We start from the raw sequence: 20,532 nt of genomic DNA on the forward strand, positions 1-20,532 counted from the left end.
TACGAGCGTTTTTACGAAGAGGTCCAAAACTTGTACACACGTTATCCACAAAACGCCTAGCGCTCAATCGCTTCAACCGGTTCAGTCACTGGCGGCAGCGAACCCATGGCGCGTTGAGCCTGTTCGTTCCAGGCTTGAACCCGGTCGTTCAGCTCGGCAATGGCGCGTGGCCCGGTGCCATTGGCGTACATCGGCTCGCCAATCACCACCTCGATCGTGCCGGGTTTTTTCGCCCAACCCACTTTTGGCCAGTACTTGCCCGCGTTATGGGCAATCGGCAACACCGGCAAATCAGCATTGACCGCCAGCGCCGTACCGCCTCGGGAGAACTTGCCCACCGTGCCGTAAGGCACCCGCGTGCCTTCCGGGAAGATCAGCACCCAAATGTTGTCCTTGAGCAGCTCGTCGCCCTTCTTGGCGATGTGTTTGAGTGCCGCTTTCGGGTTGTCACGGTCGATGGCTATCGGGCGCAGCATGGCCATGGCCCAGCCGAAAAACGGCACATACAACAGTTCACGCTTGAGCACCTGGCTCAGCGGCTGAAAGTAAGCGGAGAGGAAAAACGTCTCCCAGGTGCTTTGGTGGTTGGCCAGAATCACGCACGGACGCTGCGGGACGTTTTCTGCGCCCTTCACTTCAACGTGAATGTTCAGGAACACCCGCGTCAGCCACAGTGCACAACGGCACCAGTACACGTTGATAAAACGATAACGCGCACGAAACGGCAGAAAGGGGGCGACAAAAAAACTCAGCGAGCACCACAGCAGCGAGCTGGTGCCCAGCAGCAGGTAAAAGAAAAAAGTTCTGATGGCCTGCAGGATCGACATAGAGGCTTTTACCGTTGCGGATAATGCATTTGTGAACAGGCCTGGGCAACGGATGTCAGCAGGTGTTCAAAAATGCCTTATGTGTGGATAAGTTTTGCGGCAACTGCCGCCAGATCGTTAAAAATCAGGGTAGTAGCCGGAAGATTTTTTTCGAGCGTTTTTTCGCCTTTTCCGGTTTTCACCAAAACTGGCTGTGAACCGACGGCTTTTGCAGCCTGCAAGTCACCCAAACTGTCGCCAACAAACCAACATTCATGTAAATCGGCGCTGTAATGCTCGGCAATCGTGCGCAGCATGCCGGGTTTGGGTTTTCGGCAGTCGCAGCCTTCATCAGGCCCGTGCGGGCAATATTCAATCCGGCCAACGTCGCCGCCCTGCTCGGCCACAAGCGCCCGCAAACGGTCGTGCATAGCGTTCAGGGTGGCGATGTCGTAGTAGCCGCGTGCAATGCCGGACTGGTTGGTGGCGATGGCCACCGTCCAGCCCGCCTTGCTCAACTGCGCGATGGCCTCAATCGCGCCGGGGAGCGGGATCCACTCCTCGACAGACTTGATGTAAGCGTCGGAGTCGTAATTGATCACTCCGTCCCGATCGAGAATCAGCAGTTTCAACAGCAGCCCCTTAGCCCAGCAACGAGATGTCGGCAACGCCGAGGAACAGACCGCGCAGGCGCGCCAGCAATGCGTAGCGGTTAGCCCGCACGTTGGCGTCGTCAGCGTTGATCATCACGGCTTCGAAGAATGCATCCACTGGCTCGCGCAACGCCGCCAGACGGGTCAGGGCCTCGTTGTACTGACGGGCAGCGGCCATGGGTTGCACCGCTTCATCGGCCTTTTGAATGGCCGAGTACAGCGAGAACTCGCTGGCATTGTCGAAGAACTTGGCTTCAACGTGGGTCGACACGGTGCCGTCCACTTTGCTCAACAGGTTCGACACGCGCTTGTTCACGGCCGCCAGGGCAGCGGCTTCCGGCAATTGACGGAACGCCTGTACGGCTTGCACGCGTTGATCGAAGTCCAGCGCCGAGGTCGGTTGCAGGGCACGTACCGAGAGGTAAGTGGCCACGTCCACGCCTTCGTCTTCATAACGCGCACGCAGGCGGTCGAAGATGAATTCCAGCACTTGATCCGCCAGCCCCGCCGACTTGATCTTGGCGCCAAACGCGGTCACCGCGAAATTAACGGCTTCAGTCAGGTCGAGGTCGAGTTTTTTGTCGATCAGGATGCGCAGGATACCCAGCGCTGCACGGCGCAGGGCATACGGGTCTTTGCTGCCGGTAGGCAACATGCCGATCCCGAAGATGCCGACCAGGGTGTCGAGCTTGTCAGCGATGGCCACGGCCGCACCGGTCAGGGTGCCTGGCAGTTCAGCGCCTGCGCCACGTGGCATGTACTGCTCGTTGAGCGCCAGTGCAACGTCTTCCGGCTCGCCGTCGTTGAGGGCGTAGTAGTAACCGGCAATGCCTTGCATCTCCGGGAACTCGCCCACCATTTCAGTGGCCAGGTCGCACTTGGACAACAAACCAGCACGGGCAGCACGCTGGGCGTCGCCGCCAATGCGTGGCGCGATGAACGCAGCCAGTTTGGACACGCGCTCGGCTTTGTCGAACACGCTGCCCAACTGCGCTTGGAACACCACGTTTTGCAGGCGCAGGTTGAAGTCTTCGAGCTTCTGCTTCTTGTCTTGCTTGAAGAAGAACTCAGCGTCCGTCAGACGTGGGCGCACGACTTTCTCGTTACCCGAGATGATCTGCTGCGGGTCTTTGCTCTCGATGTTGGCCACGGTGATAAAGCGCGGCAGCAACTTGCCATCCACGTCCAGCAGGCAGAAGTACTTCTGGTTGTCCTGCATGGTGGTGATCAGCGCTTCTTGCGGTACATCGAGGAAGCGTTCTTCGAACGAGCACACCAGCGGCACAGGCCACTCAACCAGTGCGGTCACTTCGTCGAGCAGGCTTGGCGGCACGATGGCGGTGCCTTCCTGCAGGGTCGCCAGCTCGGCCACGCGCTTGGCAATCAACTCGCGGCGCTCGTTGAAGTCGGCCAGCACATAGGCTTTGCGCAAGTCTTCGAGGTAGTTGGCCGGCGAGGTGATACGCACGCTTTCAGGGTGATGGAAGCGGTGACCACGGGAGTCGCGACCGGCTGTCTGCGCGAGGATCGTGCAGTTGACCACTTCGTCGCCCAGCAGCATGACCAGCCATTGGGTCGGACGTACGAACTCTTCCTTGCGGGCGCCCCAGCGCATGCGCTTTGGAATCGGCAAGTCGTTCAACGAATCTTCAACGATGGTCGGCAGCAGGCTGGCGGTCGGCTTGCCGACAATCACCTGGCTGAAACGCAGTTTCGGGCCGCTCTGATCGATTTCGCTCAGCTCAACGCCGCACTTTTTGGCGAAGCCCAGAGCCGCCTGCGTCGGGTTGCCTTCAGCGTCGAACGCGGCCTGACGTGGCGGGCCGTCGATGTTGATGCTGCGGTCCGGTTGCTGGGTGTCGAGCTGCGTCAACAGCACGGCCAGACGACGCGGCGCGGCGTAGACTTTTTTCGCGGTGAAGTTCAGACCAGCGTTTTGCAGGCCTTTTTCAATCCCGGCCAGAAAGGCGTCGGCCAGTGTGCTGAGGGCTTTTGGCGGCAGTTCTTCAGTGCCCAGTTCAACCAGAAAATCTTGAGCACTCATTGTGCAGCCTCCAACTTAGCCAACACTTCATCACGCAAATCAGGGGGTGCCATCGGGAAGCCCAATTTGGCGCGCGCTTCGAGGTACGCCTGAGCCACCGAACGCGCCAGGGTACGCACACGCAGGATGTATTGCTGACGGGCCGTCACGGAAATGGCGCGGCGCGCATCCAGCAAGTTAAAGGTGTGCGATGCCTTGAGCACCATTTCGTAGCTTGGCAACGGCAGCGGCTGGTCGAGTTCGATCAGGCGCTTGGCTTCGCTTTCGTAGAAATCGAACAGCTCAAACAGTTTGTCGACGTTGGCGTGTTCGAAGTTGTAAGTCGACTGCTCGACCTCGTTCTGGTGGAACACGTCGCCGTAGGTCACTTTGCCGAACGGACCGTCAGTCCAGACCAGGTCGTAGACGGAATCCACGCCTTGCAGGTACATCGCCAGTCGCTCAAGGCCGTAGGTGATTTCGCCGGTTACCGGGTAGCACTCAATGCCGCCTACTTGCTGGAAGTAGGTGAACTGGGTGACTTCCATGCCGTTGAGCCAGATTTCCCAGCCCAGACCCCAGGCGCCCAGGGTTGGCGATTCCCAGTTGTCTTCAACGAAACGGATGTCGTGCACCAGCGGGTCGAGGCCGATGTGCTTCAGCGAGCCCAGGTACAGCTCCTGGAAATTAGGCGGGTTTGGCTTCAAGACCACCTGGAACTGGTAGTAGTGCTGCAAACGGTTCGGGTTTTCGCCGTAGCGGCCGTCAGTCGGGCGACGACTGGGCTGCACATAAGCGGCGTTCCACGTTTCTGGGCCCAGGGAGCGCAAAAAAGTGGCGGTATGGAATGTGCCGGCGCCCACTTCCATATCGTAGGGCTGAAGCACCACACAACCTTGCTCGGCCCAGTATTGCTGGAGGGCGAGGATCAAGTCTTGGAAGGTACGCACTGCTGGCGTAGGCTGGCTCACAAATTCACCTGTTTCTTGGGCTGCGATTTAAAGAGCGGGAGTATACCCGATTCGGTCGCGCCTCCACCTCTTGGAGCCTTTATGGCACGTTGTTTCTGGTGTTCGGATGATCCTCTGTACATGGCCTATCACGATCAGGAGTGGGGCGTACCGTTGCGCGATGCGCACGGGTTGTTCGAGTTGTTATTGCTCGAAGGGTTCCAGGCCGGCTTGTCATGGATCACGGTTCTGAAGAAACGCGAGCACTATCGCCAGGTCATGTTTGGCTTTGATGCCCAGCGTCTGGCGGTGATGAGCGACGCCGAGATAGAGACGTTACTGCAAGACCCGGGGATCATTCGCAACCGCCTGAAAGTGGTGGGCGCCCGGCGCAATGCCCAGGCCTGGCTGGCGCTGGACAACCCGGTGGCGTTCTTGTGGTCGTTTGTGCAAGGGACGCCCAAGATCAATCACTTCACCGAACGGCATGAGTTTCCGGCCGTCACCCCCGAGGCCGAAGCCATGAGCAAAGGCCTGAAAAAAGCCGGGTTTACGTTCGTCGGACCGACCATTTGCTATGCCTTCATGCAAGCCAGTGGCATGGTCATGGACCACGCCACCACCTGCTACCGCTACGCGGAGCTGGCAAACGGCGGTTAGAATGCTGGCCACTCTTGAACCCTGTGGTCGCCGCCTCGTGCTTGGTCAGCGACGACAAACGCTGTTTTTGTATTGAATGGGAACCCCCTGTGGAAAAGTTTAAAGGTGCCTTGCTGGTCGGGGCGTTGCGCGTGTTTGCCATGCTCCCGTGGGGCGCGGTGCAACGTGTGGGGTCGGCCATCGGCTGGCTGATGTGGAAACTGCCGAACCGTTCGCGGGAAGTGGTGCGCATCAACCTCGCGAAATGTTTCCCGGACATGGACCCGGTTGCCCGCGAGCAACTGGTGGGCCAAAGCCTTAAGGACATCGGCAAAAGCCTGACGGAAAGTGCCTGCGCGTGGATCTGGCCTGCCCAGCGCTCCATCGACCTGGTGCGTGAAGTCGAGGGGCTGCAGGTGCTCAAGGACGCGCTGGCCTCTGGCAAGGGCGTGGTCGGGATCACCAGCCATTTGGGTAACTGGGAAGTGCTCAATCACTTCTATTGCAGCCAGTGCAAGCCGATCATTTTCTACCGTCCGCCCAAGCTCAAGGCGGTGGACGAACTGCTGCGCAAACAGCGCGTGCAACTGGGCAACCGCGTGGCCGCGTCGACCAAAGAAGGCATCTTGAGTGTCATCAAGGAAGTGCGCAAAGGCGGTCAGGTCGGTATCCCGGCCGACCCCGAGCCCGCGGAATCGGCAGGTATTTTCGTGCCGTTCCTCGGCACTCAGGCCCTGACCAGCAAATTTGTGCCCAACATGCTGGCGGGCGGCAAAGCCGTGGGGGTGTTCCTGCACGCCCTGCGCCTGCCTGACGGCTCGGGCTTCAAAGTGATTCTGGAAGCGGCGCCCGAAGCCATGTACAGCACCGACACCGAAACGTCGTGCAAAGCGATGAGCCAAGTGGTGGAAAAGTACGTGCGGGCTTACCCGAGCCAGTACATGTGGAGCATGAAACGCTTCAAAAAGCGTCCGCCGGGCGAGGCGCGCTGGTACTAACGCGCCCGCCGACCGACCTTGTAGTGGCTGCCGCAGGCTGCGGCGGCGACTACTTGTCGAGTTTTTTCAAAAACACGGTCATTTCTTTTTCGGCTTGTTTGTCGCCATGGGCCTGCGCTGCCGCTAGCCCTTGCTCCCACGCCGAACGCGCTGCGGCCCGATCCCCGGCCGCCAGGTGCGCCTTGCCCAACAACTTCCACGCCGCAGAGTACTTGGGATCAAAGGTCACGCAGCATTGCAGGTGCTGCACCGCCTTGAGGTGATCCCCAAGGTCGAGATAACCCTTGCCCAGCCCAAAGCGCAGCAATGCGTTATCCACACCCTTGGCCAACATCTTTTCCAGTGAATCCAACATCCGTCTGGCTCCTTAGAAAAAGCTCAGTCCTACGTGGAACAGCTTCTCGACGTCGCGAATATGCTTTTTATCCACAAGGAACAAAATCACATGGTCCCCGGCATTGATCACCGTGGCGTCGTGGGCAATCAGCACTTCTTCATCGCGAATGATTGCGCCGATGGTGGTACCGGGTGGCAGGTGGATTTCACCGATGCTCCGCCCGATCACCTTGCTTGACTTCGAATCGCCGTGAGCGATGGCCTCGATGGCTTCGGCCGCGCCGCGGCGCAGTGAGTGCACGCTGACGATATCGCCGCGCCGCACGTGGGCCAGCAAGGTGCCGATGGTGGCCAGCTGAGGGCTGATGGCGATGTCGATTTCGCCGCCCTGAATCAGGTCTACATACGCCGGGTTGTTGATGATGGTCATGACCTTCTTCGCCCCCAGCCGCTTGGCCAGCAGCGACGACATGATGTTGGCTTCGTCGTCGTTGGTCAGCGCCAGGAACAGGTCGGCATCCGCGATGTTTTCTTCCAGCATCAGGTCGCGGTCCGAAGCGCTGCCTTGCAGCACCACGGTGCTGTCGAGTGTGTCCGACAGGTAGCGGCAACGGGCAGCGCTCATCTCGATGATCTTGACCTGATAACGGCTTTCGATGGCTTCGGCCAGCCGCTCGCCGATCTGGCCGCCGCCAGCAATCACGATGCGTTTGTAGCTTTCATCCAGGCGGCGCATTTCGCTCATCACGGCGCGAATGTTGGCGCGGGCGGCGATGAAAAAGACTTCGTCGTCGGCCTCGATCACCGTGTCGCCACGGGGCGTAATTGGCCGATCACGTCGGAAAATCGCCGCCACCCGTGTATCCACATTCGGCATGTGCTCGCGCAGTTGGCGCAATTGCTGACCAATCAGCGGGCCACCGTAGTACGCCTTGACCGCCACCAATTGCGCCTTGCCTTCCGCGAAGTCGATCACCTGCAAGGCACCGGGGTGTTCGATCAGGCGCTTGATGTAATTGGTCACCACTTGCTCGGGGCTGATCAGCACATCGACCGGAATCGCGTCGTTGTCGAACAGCTCTTCGCCCCGGCTCAGGTAGGCCGATTCACGCACCCGGGCAATTTTGGTGGGTGTGTGGAACAGCGAGTACGCCACTTGGCAGGCGACCATGTTGGTCTCGTCGCTGTTGGTCACTGCCACCAGCATGTCGGCATCGTCGGCGCCCGCCTGACGCAGTACATTGGGCAGTGAAGCGCGGCCCTGAATGGTGCGGATGTCGAGGCGGTCACCGAGGTCGCGCAGGCGTTCGCCGTCGGTATCGACCACTGTGATGTCGTTGGCTTCGCTGGCCAGATGCTCTGCCAGGGTGCCACCGACCTGGCCTGCGCCGAGGATGATGATTTTCATGCCGTCATTTCCTGTTCTCGATTAGCCGCGAGCGGCTGCGATCTTGATCAACTTGGCGTAATAGAAGCCATCGTGCCCGCCTTCCTGGGCCAGTAGTTGGCGCCCGTGCGGTTGCTTGAGACCGAATTGCCCGGCGATGTCCAGCTCTCGCGCACCCGGTGTGCGGGCGAGGAATGCTTCAATCACCTCGGTGTTCTCGGTCGGTAGCGTTGAGCACGTGGCGTAGAGCAGGATGCCACCGACGTCGAGCGTCGGCCACATGGCGTCCAGCAACTCACCTTGCAAGGTCGCGAGGGCGGCGATGTCGTCTGGCTGACGCGTCAGCTTGATGTCCGGGTGGCGTCGGATAACGCCCGTTGCTGAGCAAGGCGCATCCAGCAAAATGCGCTGGAACGGTTTGCCGTCCCACCATGTGGCCGTGTCGCGGCCGTCGGCAGCTATCAGTTCGGCACTCAGGCCCAGTCGCTCAAGGTTCTCGCGCACGCGCACCAGACGCTTGGCTTCGAGATCCACGGCCACCACGCCGGCGAGGTTGGGTTCAACTTCAAGGATGTGGCAGGTTTTGCCGCCCGGTGCGCAGCAGGCATCCAGCACGCGCTGGCCGGGTGCCAGATCGAGCAGGTCGGCCGCCAGTTGTGCGGCTTCGTCCTGCACGCTGATCCAGCCTTCGGCAAAGCCTGGCAGGTGACGCACGTCGCAGGCTTCGGCCAGCACGATACCGTCCCGGCTGAAGGCACAAGCCGTCGCCTGGACGCCCGCGTCCGCCAGCAATTGCAGGTAGGCGTCGCGGCTGTGATGACGACGATTGACCCGCAGAATCATGGGCGGATGCGCGTTGTTGGCGGCGCAGATGGCTTCCCATTGCTCAGGCCAGAACGCTTTCAGGGATTTTTGCAACCAGCGCGGGTGGGCAGTGCGCACCACCGGGTCGTGTTCCAGCTCGGCCAGCAGCGCCTCGCTTTCGCGCTGGGCATTGCGCAACACGGCATTGAGCAACCCTTTGGCCCACGGCTTTTTCAGCTTGTCGGCGCACCCCACGGTTTCACCGATGGCGGCGTGGGCGGGAATGCGGGTGTAGAGCAGTTGATACAGGCCGACCAGCAGCAACGCTTCAACGTCAGCGTCTGCCGCTTTAAAGGGCTTTTGCAGCAGTTTGTTGGCCAGCGCCGACAGCCGTGGCTGCCAGCGCGCCGTGCCGAATGCGAGGTCTTGGGTCAGGCCGCGATCGCGGACTTCGACTTTATCCAGCTGTAATGGCAACGAGCTGTTAAGCGACGCTTTGCCGTTCAGAACAGCTGTCAGTGCCTTGGCGGCGGCCAGACGCGGGTTCATTGGGCTTTTTCCGTTTCACCGAGGGTGGTGCCGACTGCGAATTTCTCACGGCGGCTGTTGAAAAAGTCGCTGAAGTTCAGCGCTTTGCCACCGGGTAATTGCAGGCGTGTCAGCGACAAAGCACCTGTCCCGCAGCTCACGATAAGACCACCCTTGGTTGCGCCTATCACTTCCCCCGGCGTCGTCACATGGCTCACGTAAGGTATTTTTGCCGCGAGCACTTTCATGGTTTCGCCATTCAACGTGGTGTGGCAAATCGGCCATGGGTTGAAAGCGCGAATCTGTCGCTCAAGCTCACTTGCCGGACGATTCCAGTCGATGCGTGCTTCGTCTTTGTTCAACTTGTGGGCGTAGGTCGCGAGGCTGTCGTCCTGCACTTCGCCCACCAACGTACCGGCTGCCAGACCGGCAATGGCTTCGATCACCGCAGGCGGGCCCAACTCGGCCAGACGGTCATGCAGGCTGCCGCCGGTGTCTTCACGCGTGATAGGGGTAACGGCCTTGAGCAGCATCGGGCCGGTGTCCAAACCGGCCTCCATGCGCATCACGGTCACGCCGCTTTCGCTGTCGCCCGCTTCAATTGCCCGCTGGATCGGCGCCGCACCGCGCCAGCGTGGCAGCAGCGAAGCATGGCTGTTGATACAGCCCAGACGCGGAATATCGAGCACGGCTTGCGGCAGGATCAGGCCATAGGCCACGACCACCATCAAATCCGGCTTGAGCGCGGCCAGTTCGGCCTGGGCCTCAGGCGCACGCAAAGTGGGCGGCTGCATGACAGCAATAGAGTGTTCCAGCGCGAGTTGCTTGACCGGGCTTGGCATCAGCTTTTGCCCGCGCCCGGCCGGACGATCCGGTTGGGTGTAAACCGCGACGATCTCGTAAGGGCTGTCGAGCAGTGCCTTGAGGTGTTCAGCGGCGAATTCTGGGGTGCCGGCAAAGACGATGCGCAGTGGCTCAGTCATGGATTACTCACTTGGAATGGGGGAATGCGCGGGAATAATCCCGGGAACTACCGATAGCCCCGGTGGCGGGGGCTTGAGGCCTATCGGTGTTGCCCGGATCAAAGCCGCGTCGCGCGGGATCGCCGCCTCGTGCGGGGGCGGCGGTCACAGGGCCGGTCAGGCGTTCTGGCGGTGCAGTTTTTCCAGCTTCTTCTTGATCCGGTCACGCTTGAGATTAGACAGGTAATCGACGAACAGCTTGCCGTTGAGGTGATCGCACTCGTGCTGGATGCACACGGCCAGCAGGCCTTCGGCAATCATTTCGAACGGTTTGCCATCACGGTCCAGCGCGTTGATCTTGACGCGCTGCGGGCGGTCCACGTTTTCGTAGAACCCCGGCACCGACAGGCAGCCTTCCTGGTACTGGTCCATCTCGTCAGTCAGGGTTTCGAACACCGGATTGATGAAGACCATCGGTGCGCTGCGGTCTTCGCTCAGGTCCATGACCACGATGCGCTTGTGGACGTTGACCTGGGTCGCTGCCAGACCGATGCCCGGCGCTTCGTACATGGTTTCAAACATGTCATCGATCAACTGACGCACTTCGTCGTCCACAACCTCCACGGGCTTGGCGATGGTGCGTAGTCGCGAGTCTGGGAATTCGAGGATGTTCAAGATGGCCATAGGCGTAATTGCTGCACTGTATGAAAGATTAATAACGGTTGTCAGGTGGGTCCTGAGGACTCGGGCAACCTGTGCAAAACGTCTCTTTCAGAGAGAACCCGCTCGGGCTCAAGCGTTTCACGCGAGCGCACATAATAAAGGGATTCCCCCGCGGATGAAACGACTAGCTGCCGGGCTGCACGGTACGCGCGCCTTGCGGTCTGGCGCTTGTAGCACTTTGTAACCTGCCGCCGAACGCTCGTTTGTCAGCGGGTATGACACCCGCTGTCGCGTTTTGCCGCTGCCATTTTGCGCTGAAACTCAGGCCCCGCCTGCGTTGATTGTGAGTCGGATGCGTGCAGGGCCTGAGGGGTAATGCCCACTTCTCATGCGATTCGGCCAAGTGGCCTTTTGCCTCTTCGCTGTCTGGCTGAATCGTTCTACTAAGGTGGGGAATGCCGCTTGTATTTCAAGGGTAGCGCGCCGCCCTGCCGTCCCGGCGGGCGATTTTCCCAAACAACTTGTTAACAGAGTTATCCACAGGTTATTGGCTTCGTAACGCTGGTGAAACAGATCAAGGATGATCCTATGTCGCTGTCTGAATGTTCGCGTATTTCCCCGGCAGAGCTGGAAGCGCGTCTGCGCCTTCACCGCTTGCCTGAAGTTGGCCCGCGTCGTTATTACACCCTGTTCAATGCCTTTGGCTCAGCCAGCTCGGCGCTCAGTGCGCCTGCCAGTGCGTGGCGGTCGCTGGGCTTGCCGGCGGTGTGCGCCGAAGCCCGGCGCAGTGTTGAGGTGCGCGACGGCGCAAGCGCTGCATTGCGCTGGCTTGAGGGCTGCAACCAGCATCTGCTGCTCCACGACCAACCCGATTACCCGGCCTTGCTGGCTGAACTCAGCGATGCGCCGCCCCTGTTGTTTGTGGCGGGCGCGCCGTCGATTCTGGAAAAACCACAGCTGGCCATGGTCGGCAGCCGACGCGCTTCGCGGCCGGGGCTGGACACCGCCAGTGCGTTTTCCCGCGCTTTGGCGGGCGCCGGATTTGTCATCACCAGCGGGCTGGCGCTGGGGATTGATGGCGCCGCGCATCAGGCCGCGCTGGACATCGGCGGGCAGACCGTCGGGGTGCTCGGCACCGGTCTGCAAAAACTTTATCCACAGCGCCATCGGGCCTTGGCTGAGGCCATGATTGCGAGCGGCAGCGCCGTTGTTTCAGAGCTCCCGCTGGACGCCGGACCACACGCCAGCAACTTCCCCCGTCGCAACCGCATCATCAGCGGTTTATCCCTGGGGGTACTGGTCGTGGAAGCCAGCGTGGCCAGCGGCTCGCTGATAACGGCGCGGCTGGCGGCCGAACAGGGGCGAGAGGTGTACGCCCTGCCCGGGTCCATCCACCACCCCGGCGCGCGGGGCTGTCACCAATTGATCCGCGACGGGGCTACGCTGGTGGAAACCGTTGAGCACATTCTGGAAGGGCTGCGCGGCTGGCGCTCAATGCCGGTGTCCACCGGTGGATTGTTCACGCCAAGTTGTCATCCGCTCGTGCAATTGTTGCAGGCATCGCCCTACACCAGCGAAGGCCTGGCCCGTGCCAGCGGATGGGCATTGCCCACCCTGCTCGCCGCCCTGACCGAGCTGGAGCTAGAAGGCCACGTGGTCCTGGAGGGCGGACGTTGGTTTGCTCGCGCCAGCTAAGTACACTTGCGCACAGCACATATCTGGAGACATTCAATGATCAGCACCTGGCGCGTACAGCAAGCCGCAACCGCCATTCGCGCGGGCGCGGTGATTGCCTATCCCACCGAAGCGGTCTGGGGTTTGGGTTGCGACCCATGGGATGAAGACGCGGTAGAACGGCTGCTGGCCATCAAGTCGCGGCCTGTGGATAAAGGCCTGATTTTGATTGCCGACAATATTCACCAATTCGACTTCCTGTTTGAGGACTTCCCCCAGGACTGGCTCGACCGCATGGCCAGCACTTGGCCGGGGCCGAACACCTGGCTGGTGCCGCACCAGGGCTTGTTGCCCGAGTGGATTACCGGCGTGCACGACACCGTGGCATTGCGCGTGAGCGATCACCCGCTGGTGCGCGAACTGTGTTCATTGGTGGGCCCGATCGTCTCGACGTCTGCCAACCCGGCGGGTTTGCCGGCTGCGCGGACGCGGCTGAAGGTGGAGCAATACTTCCGGGGGCAAATCGACCATGTGTTGGGCGGCAACCTGGGTGGGCGGAAAAACCCGAGCCTGATTCGCGATCTGGCGACGGGCAAAGTGGTTCGCCCGGCCTGATCAACGCGGGGCCGCTGTCGCAGGCTGAGAGGCCTTCGCCAGCGGCTGCCGGCGGGTTGAGATCAAGGCACCAGAATCGTCGAGCCGGTCGTGCGGCGTGCTGACAGTTCGGTCTGTGCCTTAGCGGCGTCTTTCAAGGCAAAGCGCTGGCTGATGTCCACCGTAATGTTGTCGCTGCGGATCATCTCGAACAGCTCGTCTGCCATTTTTTGCAGGTTCGCGGGGGTATTGGCATACGACGCCAATGTTGGCCGTGTGACATACAACGAGCCCTTCTGCGACAAAATCCCCAGATTCACACCCGTCACGGCGCCCGATGCGTTGCCGAAGCTGACCATCAGCCCCCGCGGCGACAGGCAGTCCAGAGACGTCAGCCACGTATCTTTACCGACGCCGTCGTACACCACCGGGCATTTCTTGCCGTCGGTCAGTTCCAGAACCCGCTGAACCACATCTTCGTGGCTGTAGTCGATGGTTGCCCACGCGCCCAGCTTTTTGGCCAATGCTGCTTTTTTCGGGGAACTGACCGTGCCGATCAATTTCACGCCCAGCGCCTTGGCCCATTGGCAGGCAATCGAACCCACACCACCGGCCGCCGCGTGGAACAGAATGGTTTCGCCGCCTTTGAGTTCATAGGTCTGACGCAACAAGTACTGGACTGTGAGGCCCTTAAGCATCACGGCGGCGGCCTCTTCATACGAAATGTCATCGGGCAGCTTCACCACATTCGCGGCGGGCAACACGTGCAACTCGCTGTAAGCCCCCAGCGGGCCGGTGCCGTAGGCCACGCGGTCGCCGACCTTGACGTTGTGCACGTCGCTGCCGATGGCATCCACCACCCCCGCCCCTTCATTGCCCAGCCCGGACGGCAGCTCGGGCAGCGGGTACAAACCGCTGCGGTAATAGGTGTCGATGAAATTAAGACCGATGGCCTGATTGCGCACCCGCACCTGCTGCGGGCCTGGCTCGGCGGGGGTGTAGTCAACAAACTCAAGCACTTCTGGGCCGCCGTGGGCCTGAAACTGAATACGTTTAGCCATCTGCACTGTCCTCGCTGGTTCACGAAGGCTACATCCAACGCTTAAGCGTGATCTTCGTCAACTGCGAGGAGGCGGGACGCGGTGGTATGCTAGCGGCCCTTTGCCGCCGGCCCCGCTCTGACGAAGTGCCGCGTAGCTTTGACCTATTCAAGGTGATGTCATGACTACCCGCACCGAGGCTGTGAAAGCCTATCTGCTTGACCTTCAAGACCGTATTTGCACCGCTCTGGAAACCGAAGACGGCGGCGCGCGCTTCGTTGAAGACGCCTGGCAGCGTCCGGCAGGCGGTGGCGGTCGTACCCGCGTGATCGAAAACGGCCACGTGATCGAAAAAGGCGGCGTCAACTTTTCCCACGTCTTCGGCAGCGGTTTGCCGCCGTCCGCCAGCGCGCATCGCCCTGAACTGGCGGGCCGTGGTTTTGAAGCCCTGGGCGTGTCGCTGGTGATCCACCCGCACAACCCGCATGTGCCGACTTCCCACGCCAACGTGCGCTTTTTCATCGCTGAAAAAGAAGGCGAAGAGCCGGTCTGGTGGTTCGGTGGCGGTTTCGACCTCACGCCCTACTACGCCGTCGAAGAAGACTGCGTGCACTGGCACCGCATTGCCGAGCAGGCATGCGCGCCGTTTGGCGCCGAGGTGTACCCGCGTTACAAGGCCTGGTGCGACACCTATTTCCACATCAAGCATCGCAACGAGCCCCGTGGCATCGGCGGCCTGTTCTTTGATGACCTGAACGCGTGGGATTTCGACACCTGCTTCGCTTTCATTCGTGCCATTGGCGATGCGTATATCGACGCTTACCTGCCGATCGTTCAGCGCCGCAAGGCGGATGAATACACAGCACAGCAGCGCGAGTTTCAAGAATTCCGCCGTGGCCGCTACGTCGAGTTCAATCTGGTCTACGATCGTGGCACCTTGTTCGGCCTGCAGTCCGGGGGCCGTACCGAGTCGATCCTGATGTCGTTGCCGCCACAGGTGCGCTGGGGCTACGACTGGAAAGCCGAGCCTGGCAGCCCGGAAGCGCGTTTGACTGACTACTTCCTGCAAGACCGAGACTGGCTGGCCAACGCCTGACATTGCCCGAGGAATTTGCCTGATGGACCGTTACGTCGTTTTTGGTAACCCGATCGCCCACAGCAAATCGCCGGTGCTGCACCGTCTGTTTGCCGAGCAAACCGGGCAGGCCATGCAGTACGACACCCTGCTGGCGCCGCTGGATGATTTTACGGGTTGCGCCACCGCGTTTTTCACACAAGGACGCGGGGCAAATGTCACCGTGCCCTTCAAAGAGCAGGCCTACCGCTTTGCCCATCAGTTGAGCGCTCGTGCGCTCCGGGCTGGCGCGGTGAACACCCTGAGCAAACTGGCCGATGGCCGTGTGCTGGGTGACAACACCGACGGCGCCGGGCTGGTGCGTGATTTGACGGTCAATGCGGGGTTCAGCCTCAAGGGCAAGCGCATCCTCATTCTGGGCGCGGGCGGCGCGGTGCGTGGCGCGCTGGAGCCGATTTTGGCGCAAGGCCCGGCCTCAGTGACCATCGCCAACCGCACGGTCGAAAAAGCCGAACAACTGGCCGAACTGTTCAGCGACCTTGGCCCCGTGGCCGCCAGTGGTTTTGACTGGCTGCGTGAACCGGTCGATCTGATCATCAACGCGACATCGGCCAGCCTGGCCGGTGAAGTCCCGCCCATTGCCAGCAGCCTGATCGAGCCAGGCAACACCCTGTGCTACGACATGATGTATGGCAAAGAGCCAACGCCGTTTTGTGCGTGGGCCACCGAACACCGCGCGGGGCAGGTCATGGACGGCTTGGGAATGCTGGCCGAACAGGCCGCAGAAGCCTTCTACCTGTGGCGCGGCGTGCGCCCGGACACGGCCCCCGCGCTGGTGCAATTGCGCCGGTTGCTGGCGCTGTAAAGCACACCTCAAGCCTTGGCATCGTCTTCAACAGGTACTCATGCAACGCATCAAGGGCTATCACGCTCACCTCTACTTCGACGCCACGACCCTCGACCAGGCGCGCGTCCTCGCTGAAGAAGCCACGCGCCTTTTCAAGCTGCAAATGGGGCGCGTCCACGAAAAACCGGTCGGCCCGCACCCCGATTGGAGCTGCCAGTTGGCATTTGGCCCTGAGTTGATCGGCGTGGTCTTGCCGTGGCTGGCGCTGCATCGCAACGGGCTGGTGGTGTTTTTACACCCTGAAACGGGCGACGACCTGCTGGATCACACCGAACATGCGATCTGGATGGGGGCGATTCGGCCGCTGGATTTGTCGGTGTTCTGAAACGTGAGGGCAACATCAATTTATGAGTGAATAAATGTTTTTAAGAAGTGTCTGACACTAATCAGAACATATTTCTTGTGGTTTTTTTGGTAGGTGAGTCTAGGTTTAATAATTGTATGATCCATCATAATAATTATAAGACTATTTATGACAACTACATTACCTCCTATCTATGTAACGGCATATCCAGAATTTAATTCCGGAGGTCAGTATTCCCCCTCAGAGCCAGCCCTTAACTCTGGGCAGAGCTTCCCTCGTGGTTTGCCAAATCCGGTTGCTGTGTCATTGGAGTCAAGAATCAACAATTACGCGGGACCTAATTACTTGGAAACTTTTCAAGAAGTAGTGAAGCCTTTTGGGTGGCATTTATATGCAAAAATAGAATTAAAGGCATTGGCCGCTGCAGATCAGATGTGTGCAGAAGGTGGCGATTTGAGTATGGTTCTAAACAAGATTGTCCGTAATTTGAAAGCGTGCCAGCAAATCAATGAAAACATAATCAAATACCCGACCAAAGGTAGAGTCTTTTCAGGCGGGCCCCTAACGGCGTTGCACGCCCTTCAGCACGCAATAGACGGGATGGGAGAAACCGTAAGTTTTCCCATCAATAACATTGGATTGAAGGTGAATTTATCGCAGATTTCTGATGTGATGAACGCAATTCACAGCGCTAACCCAATTGGGAAGAGCACGCTAGACGTAAAGTTTCCCTATAACGTGACAAAGGACAGTGTTTCTTCTGGGTTGGTATTAGGGAATATCACTTTACGAGTTGTAGGCCAAGTGGACAAATATGCCAGCGGTAGTTGGTCTTTCAATGGCGCAATACGAGCATTTAACGGTAGATATGATGCGAACCCGTCGAATCATCGTAATTGGTTAGGCGAAACACTCACTTCAACTCTTGGTAAAGTTATGCGATATGTATACACCATAGAAATGCCAGGCGAAATTTCGGTAAATATGGTAGGTCAATAATTGATAGGCTTGAGATTGAAAGAACCGTGATGACATTGTTGGAGAACGTTACGGTGAGTTGACGGCGCGAAGTAAAATGGCAATTTTAAAACGTGCTACCCTTGGAGTAGTAAAATGTGAAATGCGCTGGATTTTTACTAAAGAGTTATACTGCAATTCCCTAGTGCTAAAAAGAGCGTGGAATATTTTAATGAATCTGTTTAAAACCTCAATTGTTTCTATTTTTTTATTCGGGGTTGCGTGCTTTTGTTCGTTTATGGCAACCCACGACGTGGCTGAAAATCCTTCAAATCTTTCAGACACAACAGGTGTTCCTGCAGTAATGACTTACGTTGCAATACTACTCTGTATTGGGTTTGTTGCAGTTTTGATGGCAAGCTTGGGAGTACTTATTTCTACCCGGATCGCCACCGCTTCATATAAGTTTAAAGTAATAGTATTTCTGCTCTTTAATAGCTTGTTGGTAATGACCTCCTTGCTGGGGATTTTAATACTTTCCGGGTACACACTTGACACATTTTTCAGTGTGCTGGGTGGGGCGATTTACGTGATGGTAATCGCTCTCGTGGTAATTTCGGTACCAAGAAATGTCTAAACGCTCAAAAAAGTACGCTCGATCATGAGTTTTCATGCACCACCTAATCGCATGATCGAACGCTCCTAAACTGATTGCTTTTTGAACAGTTCGTGGCGAAGATTTTTCTTTTTTTTCAGCGTCGAAAACGCGTCCTTCCTGAGGCACCCGCATCGCGCTGATAGGCCCTTGTGACAACGGCTGAACGTTGATCATGGCCATGTGTCATACCTTGCCATGCGCTAACGTATTAGGCGTGAAGGCGTGGTCAGCGATTAGTTCTAAAAGGCCATCTATGTTTAACTTGAATCCTCGTTCAACTTAAAACGGTGGTCCGCTGCCCGCTCACAACAGGAGGCTTACCTTTGCCGAACCCGCTCTTTTTGCTCACGTTTTACCTCTATAAGGTGCACATCCGATGAGTGTACCGCTGACGTCCGAGACGTCTCCCATCCGCATGAACCCGCCGGTTTTCTACTTCGCGGCGATCTTTATCCTGATCTTTGGCGTGGTGGTGATTGCCATGCCCGCCGCGGCCGGTGAATGGCTGCTGGCAGCACAAAACTGGGCGGCCAATACGGTCGGCTGGTACTACATGCTAGCGATGACTCTGTATCTGATCTTCGTGGTCGTCACCGCCTTGTCCGGCTACGGCAAGATCAAGCTCGGTGCCGACCACGACGAACCTGAGTTCAGTTACCTGTCCTGGGCGGGCATGCTCTTCGCCGCCGGGATCAGCATCACGCTATTTTTCTTCTGCGTTTCAGAACCCCTGACGCACATGCTCAACCCGCCGCAAGGCCCGGCCGGTAACGCCGAGGCTGCGCGTCAGGGCATGCAGTTGCTGTTCTTGCACTGGGGCCTGCACGGCTGGGGTGTGTTTGCGTTTGTCGGCATGGCGCTGGCGTACTTTGCGTATCGCCACAACCTGCCGCTGGCGCTGCGCTCGGCGCTTTACCCGCTGATTGGCAAGCGTATCAACGGGCCTATCGGCTACGCCGTGGATGGCTTCGGCATCATCGCCACGGTGTTCGGTCTGGGCGCCGATATGGGCTTTGGGGTGCTGCACCTCAATTCTGGCCTCGACTACCTGTTTGGCATGCCGCACACCCAATGGGTGCAGGTGGGCCTGATCACGCTGATGATGGGCGCTGCCATTTTGGTGGCGATTGCTGGCGTCGATAAAGGCGTGCGGGTGATGTCCGACATCAACATGCTGCTGGCCTGCGCCCTGCTGCTGTTTGTGCTGTTTGCCGGGCCGACCCAGCATTTGCTCAACACCCTGGTGCAAAACATCGGTGACTACCTCGGCTCGCTGCCGACCAAGAGTTTCGACGTGTACGCCTACGACAAGCCAAGCGACTGGCTGGGTGGCTGGACCGTGTTCTATTGGGCCTGGTGGATCGCATGGTCGCCGTTTGTGGGCCTGTTCATTGCGCGCATTTCCCGTGGCCGGACCATCCGTGAGTTCGTGTTTGGCGTGCTGCTGATCCCGTTGGGCTTCACCCTGGCGTGGATGTCCATCTTCGGCAACAGCGCCATCGACCAAGTGCTCAACCACGGCATGGTTGCCCTAGGCCAGTCGGCTATCGACGACCCGTCGCGCACCCTGTACTTGCTGCTGGAAACCTACCCGTGGAGCAAAACCGTGATCGCCGTGACGGTGTTCATCAGTTTTGTGTTCTTCGTGACCTCGGCCGACTCCGGCACCGTGGTGCTGTCCACCCTGTCGGCCCGTGGCGGTAGCGCGGACGAAGACGGTCCGAAATGGCTGCGCGTGTTCTGGGGGGCGATGACGGCGCTGGTCACCAGTGCGCTGTTGTTCTCCGGCAGCATTGATGCACTGAAGTCGGCGGTGGTGCTGACCTCGTTGCCGTTCTCGTTGATTCTGTTGCTGATGATGTGGGGCCTGCACAAGGCGTTCTATCTGGAGTCGCAGAAGAAAATCGCGCAAATGCACTCACTGGCACCGGTCTCGGCTTCGCGCCGCGGGCGTGGCGGCTGGCGTCAGCGCTTGAGTCAGGCCGTGCACTTCCCGTCTCGTGACGAGGTGTACCGTTTCATGGACACCACCGTGCGCCCGGCGATTGAAGAAGTGAGCGCAGTGTTCCTTGAGAAAGGCCTCAACGTGGTCACCCAGCCCGACCCGGCCAACGACAACGTCAGCCTTGAAATCGGCCACGGTGACGAACACCCGTTCGTGTACCAAGTGCAGATGCGCGGCTACTTCACCCCGTCGTTCGCCCGGGGTGGCATGGGGCCCAAAGAGCTGCGTAACCGCCGTTACTACCGCGCCGAAGTGCACTTGAGTGAAGGCAGCCAGGACTACGACCTGACGGGCTACACCAAAGAGCAAATCATCAACGACATCCTCGACCAGTACGAGCGCCACATGCAGTTCCTGCATTTGGTGCGTTGATGGTCACAAGCCCGCCCGCCATGGGCGGGCTTGTGGTTGGGCGCGCGCTAGGCCTTGTTGCTCATCAGCAGGCAACGCGGGGTCGGCCAGCTCTACGGACCTTTCCCTGACTGTTGTGGGATCAGGCTTGCTCGCGTTTGCCCCCATTGTGATGGCCGTTACGGGCTGCCTATAGTCCGCGCCGTCGCTGAATTTTC

General features: G+C 59.1%; 20 protein-coding genes. 10 read left to right on the top strand and 10 right to left on the bottom strand.

All coding sequences use genetic code 11. From position 1 onward, the window contains the following. Window positions 1-56: 56 nt before the first annotated feature. The 4 genes from V6F78_RS06970 to glyQ all read right to left on the bottom strand — a co-directional run bounded on the left by V6F78_RS06970 (window position 57) and on the right by glyQ (window position 4,453). A complete protein-coding gene (locus tag V6F78_RS06970; protein ID WP_047296403.1) occupies window positions 57-827 on the bottom strand; it encodes a lysophospholipid acyltransferase family protein in 771 nt (256 codons plus the stop codon). Between the two features lie 77 nt (window positions 828-904). Continuing rightward, on the bottom strand, window positions 905-1,438 hold the full coding sequence (gene gmhB / locus V6F78_RS06975; RefSeq protein ID WP_047278969.1) for a D-glycero-beta-D-manno-heptose 1,7-bisphosphate 7-phosphatase: 534 nt from the start codon (window positions 1,436-1,438) through the stop codon (window positions 905-907). Between the two features lie 10 nt (window positions 1,439-1,448). Further along, entirely contained in the window at window positions 1,449-3,503 is a 2,055-nt protein-coding gene (gene glyS, locus V6F78_RS06980) for a glycine--tRNA ligase subunit beta (protein WP_047279626.1), read from the bottom strand. Beyond that, on the bottom strand, window positions 3,500-4,453 hold the full coding sequence (gene glyQ / locus V6F78_RS06985; RefSeq protein WP_003437964.1) for a glycine--tRNA ligase subunit alpha: 954 nt from the start codon (window positions 4,451-4,453) through the stop codon (window positions 3,500-3,502). Before glyQ ends, glyS begins: the two co-directional genes overlap by 4 nt. An 81-nt stretch (window positions 4,454-4,534) precedes the next feature. Between glyQ and V6F78_RS06990 the strand changes: the two genes are divergently transcribed. Both V6F78_RS06990 and V6F78_RS06995 read left to right on the top strand, forming a co-directional pair. Next, complete coding sequence (locus V6F78_RS06990; RefSeq protein WP_047296404.1) at window positions 4,535-5,092, top strand: DNA-3-methyladenine glycosylase I; 558 nt, start codon at window positions 4,535-4,537, stop codon at window positions 5,090-5,092. A gap of 89 nt (window positions 5,093-5,181) precedes the next feature. Further along, the gene (locus tag V6F78_RS06995) at window positions 5,182-6,069 is read left to right on the top strand and encodes a lysophospholipid acyltransferase (protein ID WP_047281616.1); all 888 of its coding nucleotides are present in this window, start codon (window positions 5,182-5,184) and stop codon (window positions 6,067-6,069) included. A gap of 49 nt (window positions 6,070-6,118) precedes the next feature. Here the strand turns inward: V6F78_RS06995 and V6F78_RS07000 are convergent, their stop codons facing one another. From V6F78_RS07000 to def, 5 genes are all read right to left on the bottom strand, one after another. Continuing rightward, window positions 6,119-6,424 (bottom strand): hypothetical protein, encoded by a 306-nt coding sequence (locus V6F78_RS07000; RefSeq protein ID WP_047279624.1) that lies wholly within the window; start codon window positions 6,422-6,424, stop codon window positions 6,119-6,121. Between the two features lie 12 nt (window positions 6,425-6,436). Next, on the bottom strand, window positions 6,437-7,813 hold the full coding sequence (trkA, locus tag V6F78_RS07005; protein ID WP_332726911.1) for a Trk system potassium transporter TrkA: 1,377 nt from the start codon (window positions 7,811-7,813) through the stop codon (window positions 6,437-6,439). Between the two features lie 21 nt (window positions 7,814-7,834). Beyond that, window positions 7,835-9,145, bottom strand: a complete 1,311-nt coding sequence (gene rsmB / locus V6F78_RS07010) for a 16S rRNA (cytosine(967)-C(5))-methyltransferase RsmB (RefSeq protein ID WP_047278958.1) — start codon at window positions 9,143-9,145, stop codon at window positions 7,835-7,837. After that, window positions 9,142-10,107, bottom strand: a complete 966-nt coding sequence (fmt, locus tag V6F78_RS07015; protein WP_047296406.1) for a methionyl-tRNA formyltransferase — start codon at window positions 10,105-10,107, stop codon at window positions 9,142-9,144. The genes rsmB and fmt overlap by 4 nt, the downstream gene beginning before the upstream one ends. A 156-nt stretch (window positions 10,108-10,263) precedes the next feature. After that, on the bottom strand, window positions 10,264-10,770 hold the full coding sequence (def, locus tag V6F78_RS07020) for a peptide deformylase (RefSeq protein WP_047278956.1): 507 nt from the start codon (window positions 10,768-10,770) through the stop codon (window positions 10,264-10,266). A 567-nt stretch (window positions 10,771-11,337) separates the two neighbouring features. Between def and dprA the strand changes: the two genes are divergently transcribed. After that, window positions 11,338-12,444, top strand: a complete 1,107-nt coding sequence (gene dprA / locus V6F78_RS07025; protein WP_047278954.1) for a DNA-processing protein DprA — start codon at window positions 11,338-11,340, stop codon at window positions 12,442-12,444. Window positions 12,445-12,480: 36 nt separating this feature from the next. Beyond that, window positions 12,481-13,038, top strand: a complete 558-nt coding sequence (locus V6F78_RS07030; protein WP_047278952.1) for an L-threonylcarbamoyladenylate synthase — start codon at window positions 12,481-12,483, stop codon at window positions 13,036-13,038. Between the two features lie 62 nt (window positions 13,039-13,100). On the opposite strand, the gene V6F78_RS07035 is transcribed toward V6F78_RS07030, so the two are convergent. Then, window positions 13,101-14,078 carry an NADPH:quinone reductase gene (locus V6F78_RS07035; protein ID WP_047296407.1) on the bottom strand — a complete coding sequence of 326 codons (978 nt, stop codon included), beginning with the start codon at window positions 14,076-14,078 and terminating at the stop codon, window positions 13,101-13,103. A gap of 160 nt (window positions 14,079-14,238) precedes the next feature. Here V6F78_RS07035 and hemF point away from each other — a divergent pair, with 160 nt between their 5' ends. The 6 genes from hemF (at window position 14,239) to betT (ending at window position 20,335) form a co-directional block, all read left to right on the top strand. Continuing rightward, complete coding sequence (hemF, locus tag V6F78_RS07040; protein ID WP_047281588.1) at window positions 14,239-15,153, top strand: oxygen-dependent coproporphyrinogen oxidase; 915 nt, start codon at window positions 14,239-14,241, stop codon at window positions 15,151-15,153. 22 nt (window positions 15,154-15,175) lie between these two features. Further along, complete coding sequence (gene aroE, locus V6F78_RS07045) at window positions 15,176-15,997, top strand: shikimate dehydrogenase (protein ID WP_047296409.1); 822 nt, start codon at window positions 15,176-15,178, stop codon at window positions 15,995-15,997. 40 nt (window positions 15,998-16,037) lie between these two features. Continuing rightward, window positions 16,038-16,364: a DOPA 4,5-dioxygenase family protein gene (locus V6F78_RS07050; protein ID WP_094991004.1), complete on the top strand. Its 327-nt coding sequence runs from the start codon at window positions 16,038-16,040 to the stop codon at window positions 16,362-16,364. Between the two features lie 324 nt (window positions 16,365-16,688). Continuing rightward, complete coding sequence (locus V6F78_RS07055) at window positions 16,689-17,342, top strand: lipid II-degrading bacteriocin (RefSeq protein WP_332726912.1); 654 nt, start codon at window positions 16,689-16,691, stop codon at window positions 17,340-17,342. 190 nt (window positions 17,343-17,532) lie between these two features. Next, window positions 17,533-17,937 (top strand): hypothetical protein, encoded by a 405-nt coding sequence (locus V6F78_RS07060; protein WP_332726913.1) that lies wholly within the window; start codon window positions 17,533-17,535, stop codon window positions 17,935-17,937. Window positions 17,938-18,373: 436 nt separating this feature from the next. Beyond that, window positions 18,374-20,335: a choline transporter BetT gene (betT, locus tag V6F78_RS07065; RefSeq protein ID WP_094987340.1), complete on the top strand. Its 1,962-nt coding sequence runs from the start codon at window positions 18,374-18,376 to the stop codon at window positions 20,333-20,335. The last annotated feature ends 197 nt before the right edge of the window (window positions 20,336-20,532 follow it).

The sequence above is a fragment of the Pseudomonas sp. ESBL9 genome (assembly GCF_036668715.1).
GTDB lineage: Bacteria > Pseudomonadota > Gammaproteobacteria > Pseudomonadales > Pseudomonadaceae > Aquipseudomonas > Aquipseudomonas lundensis.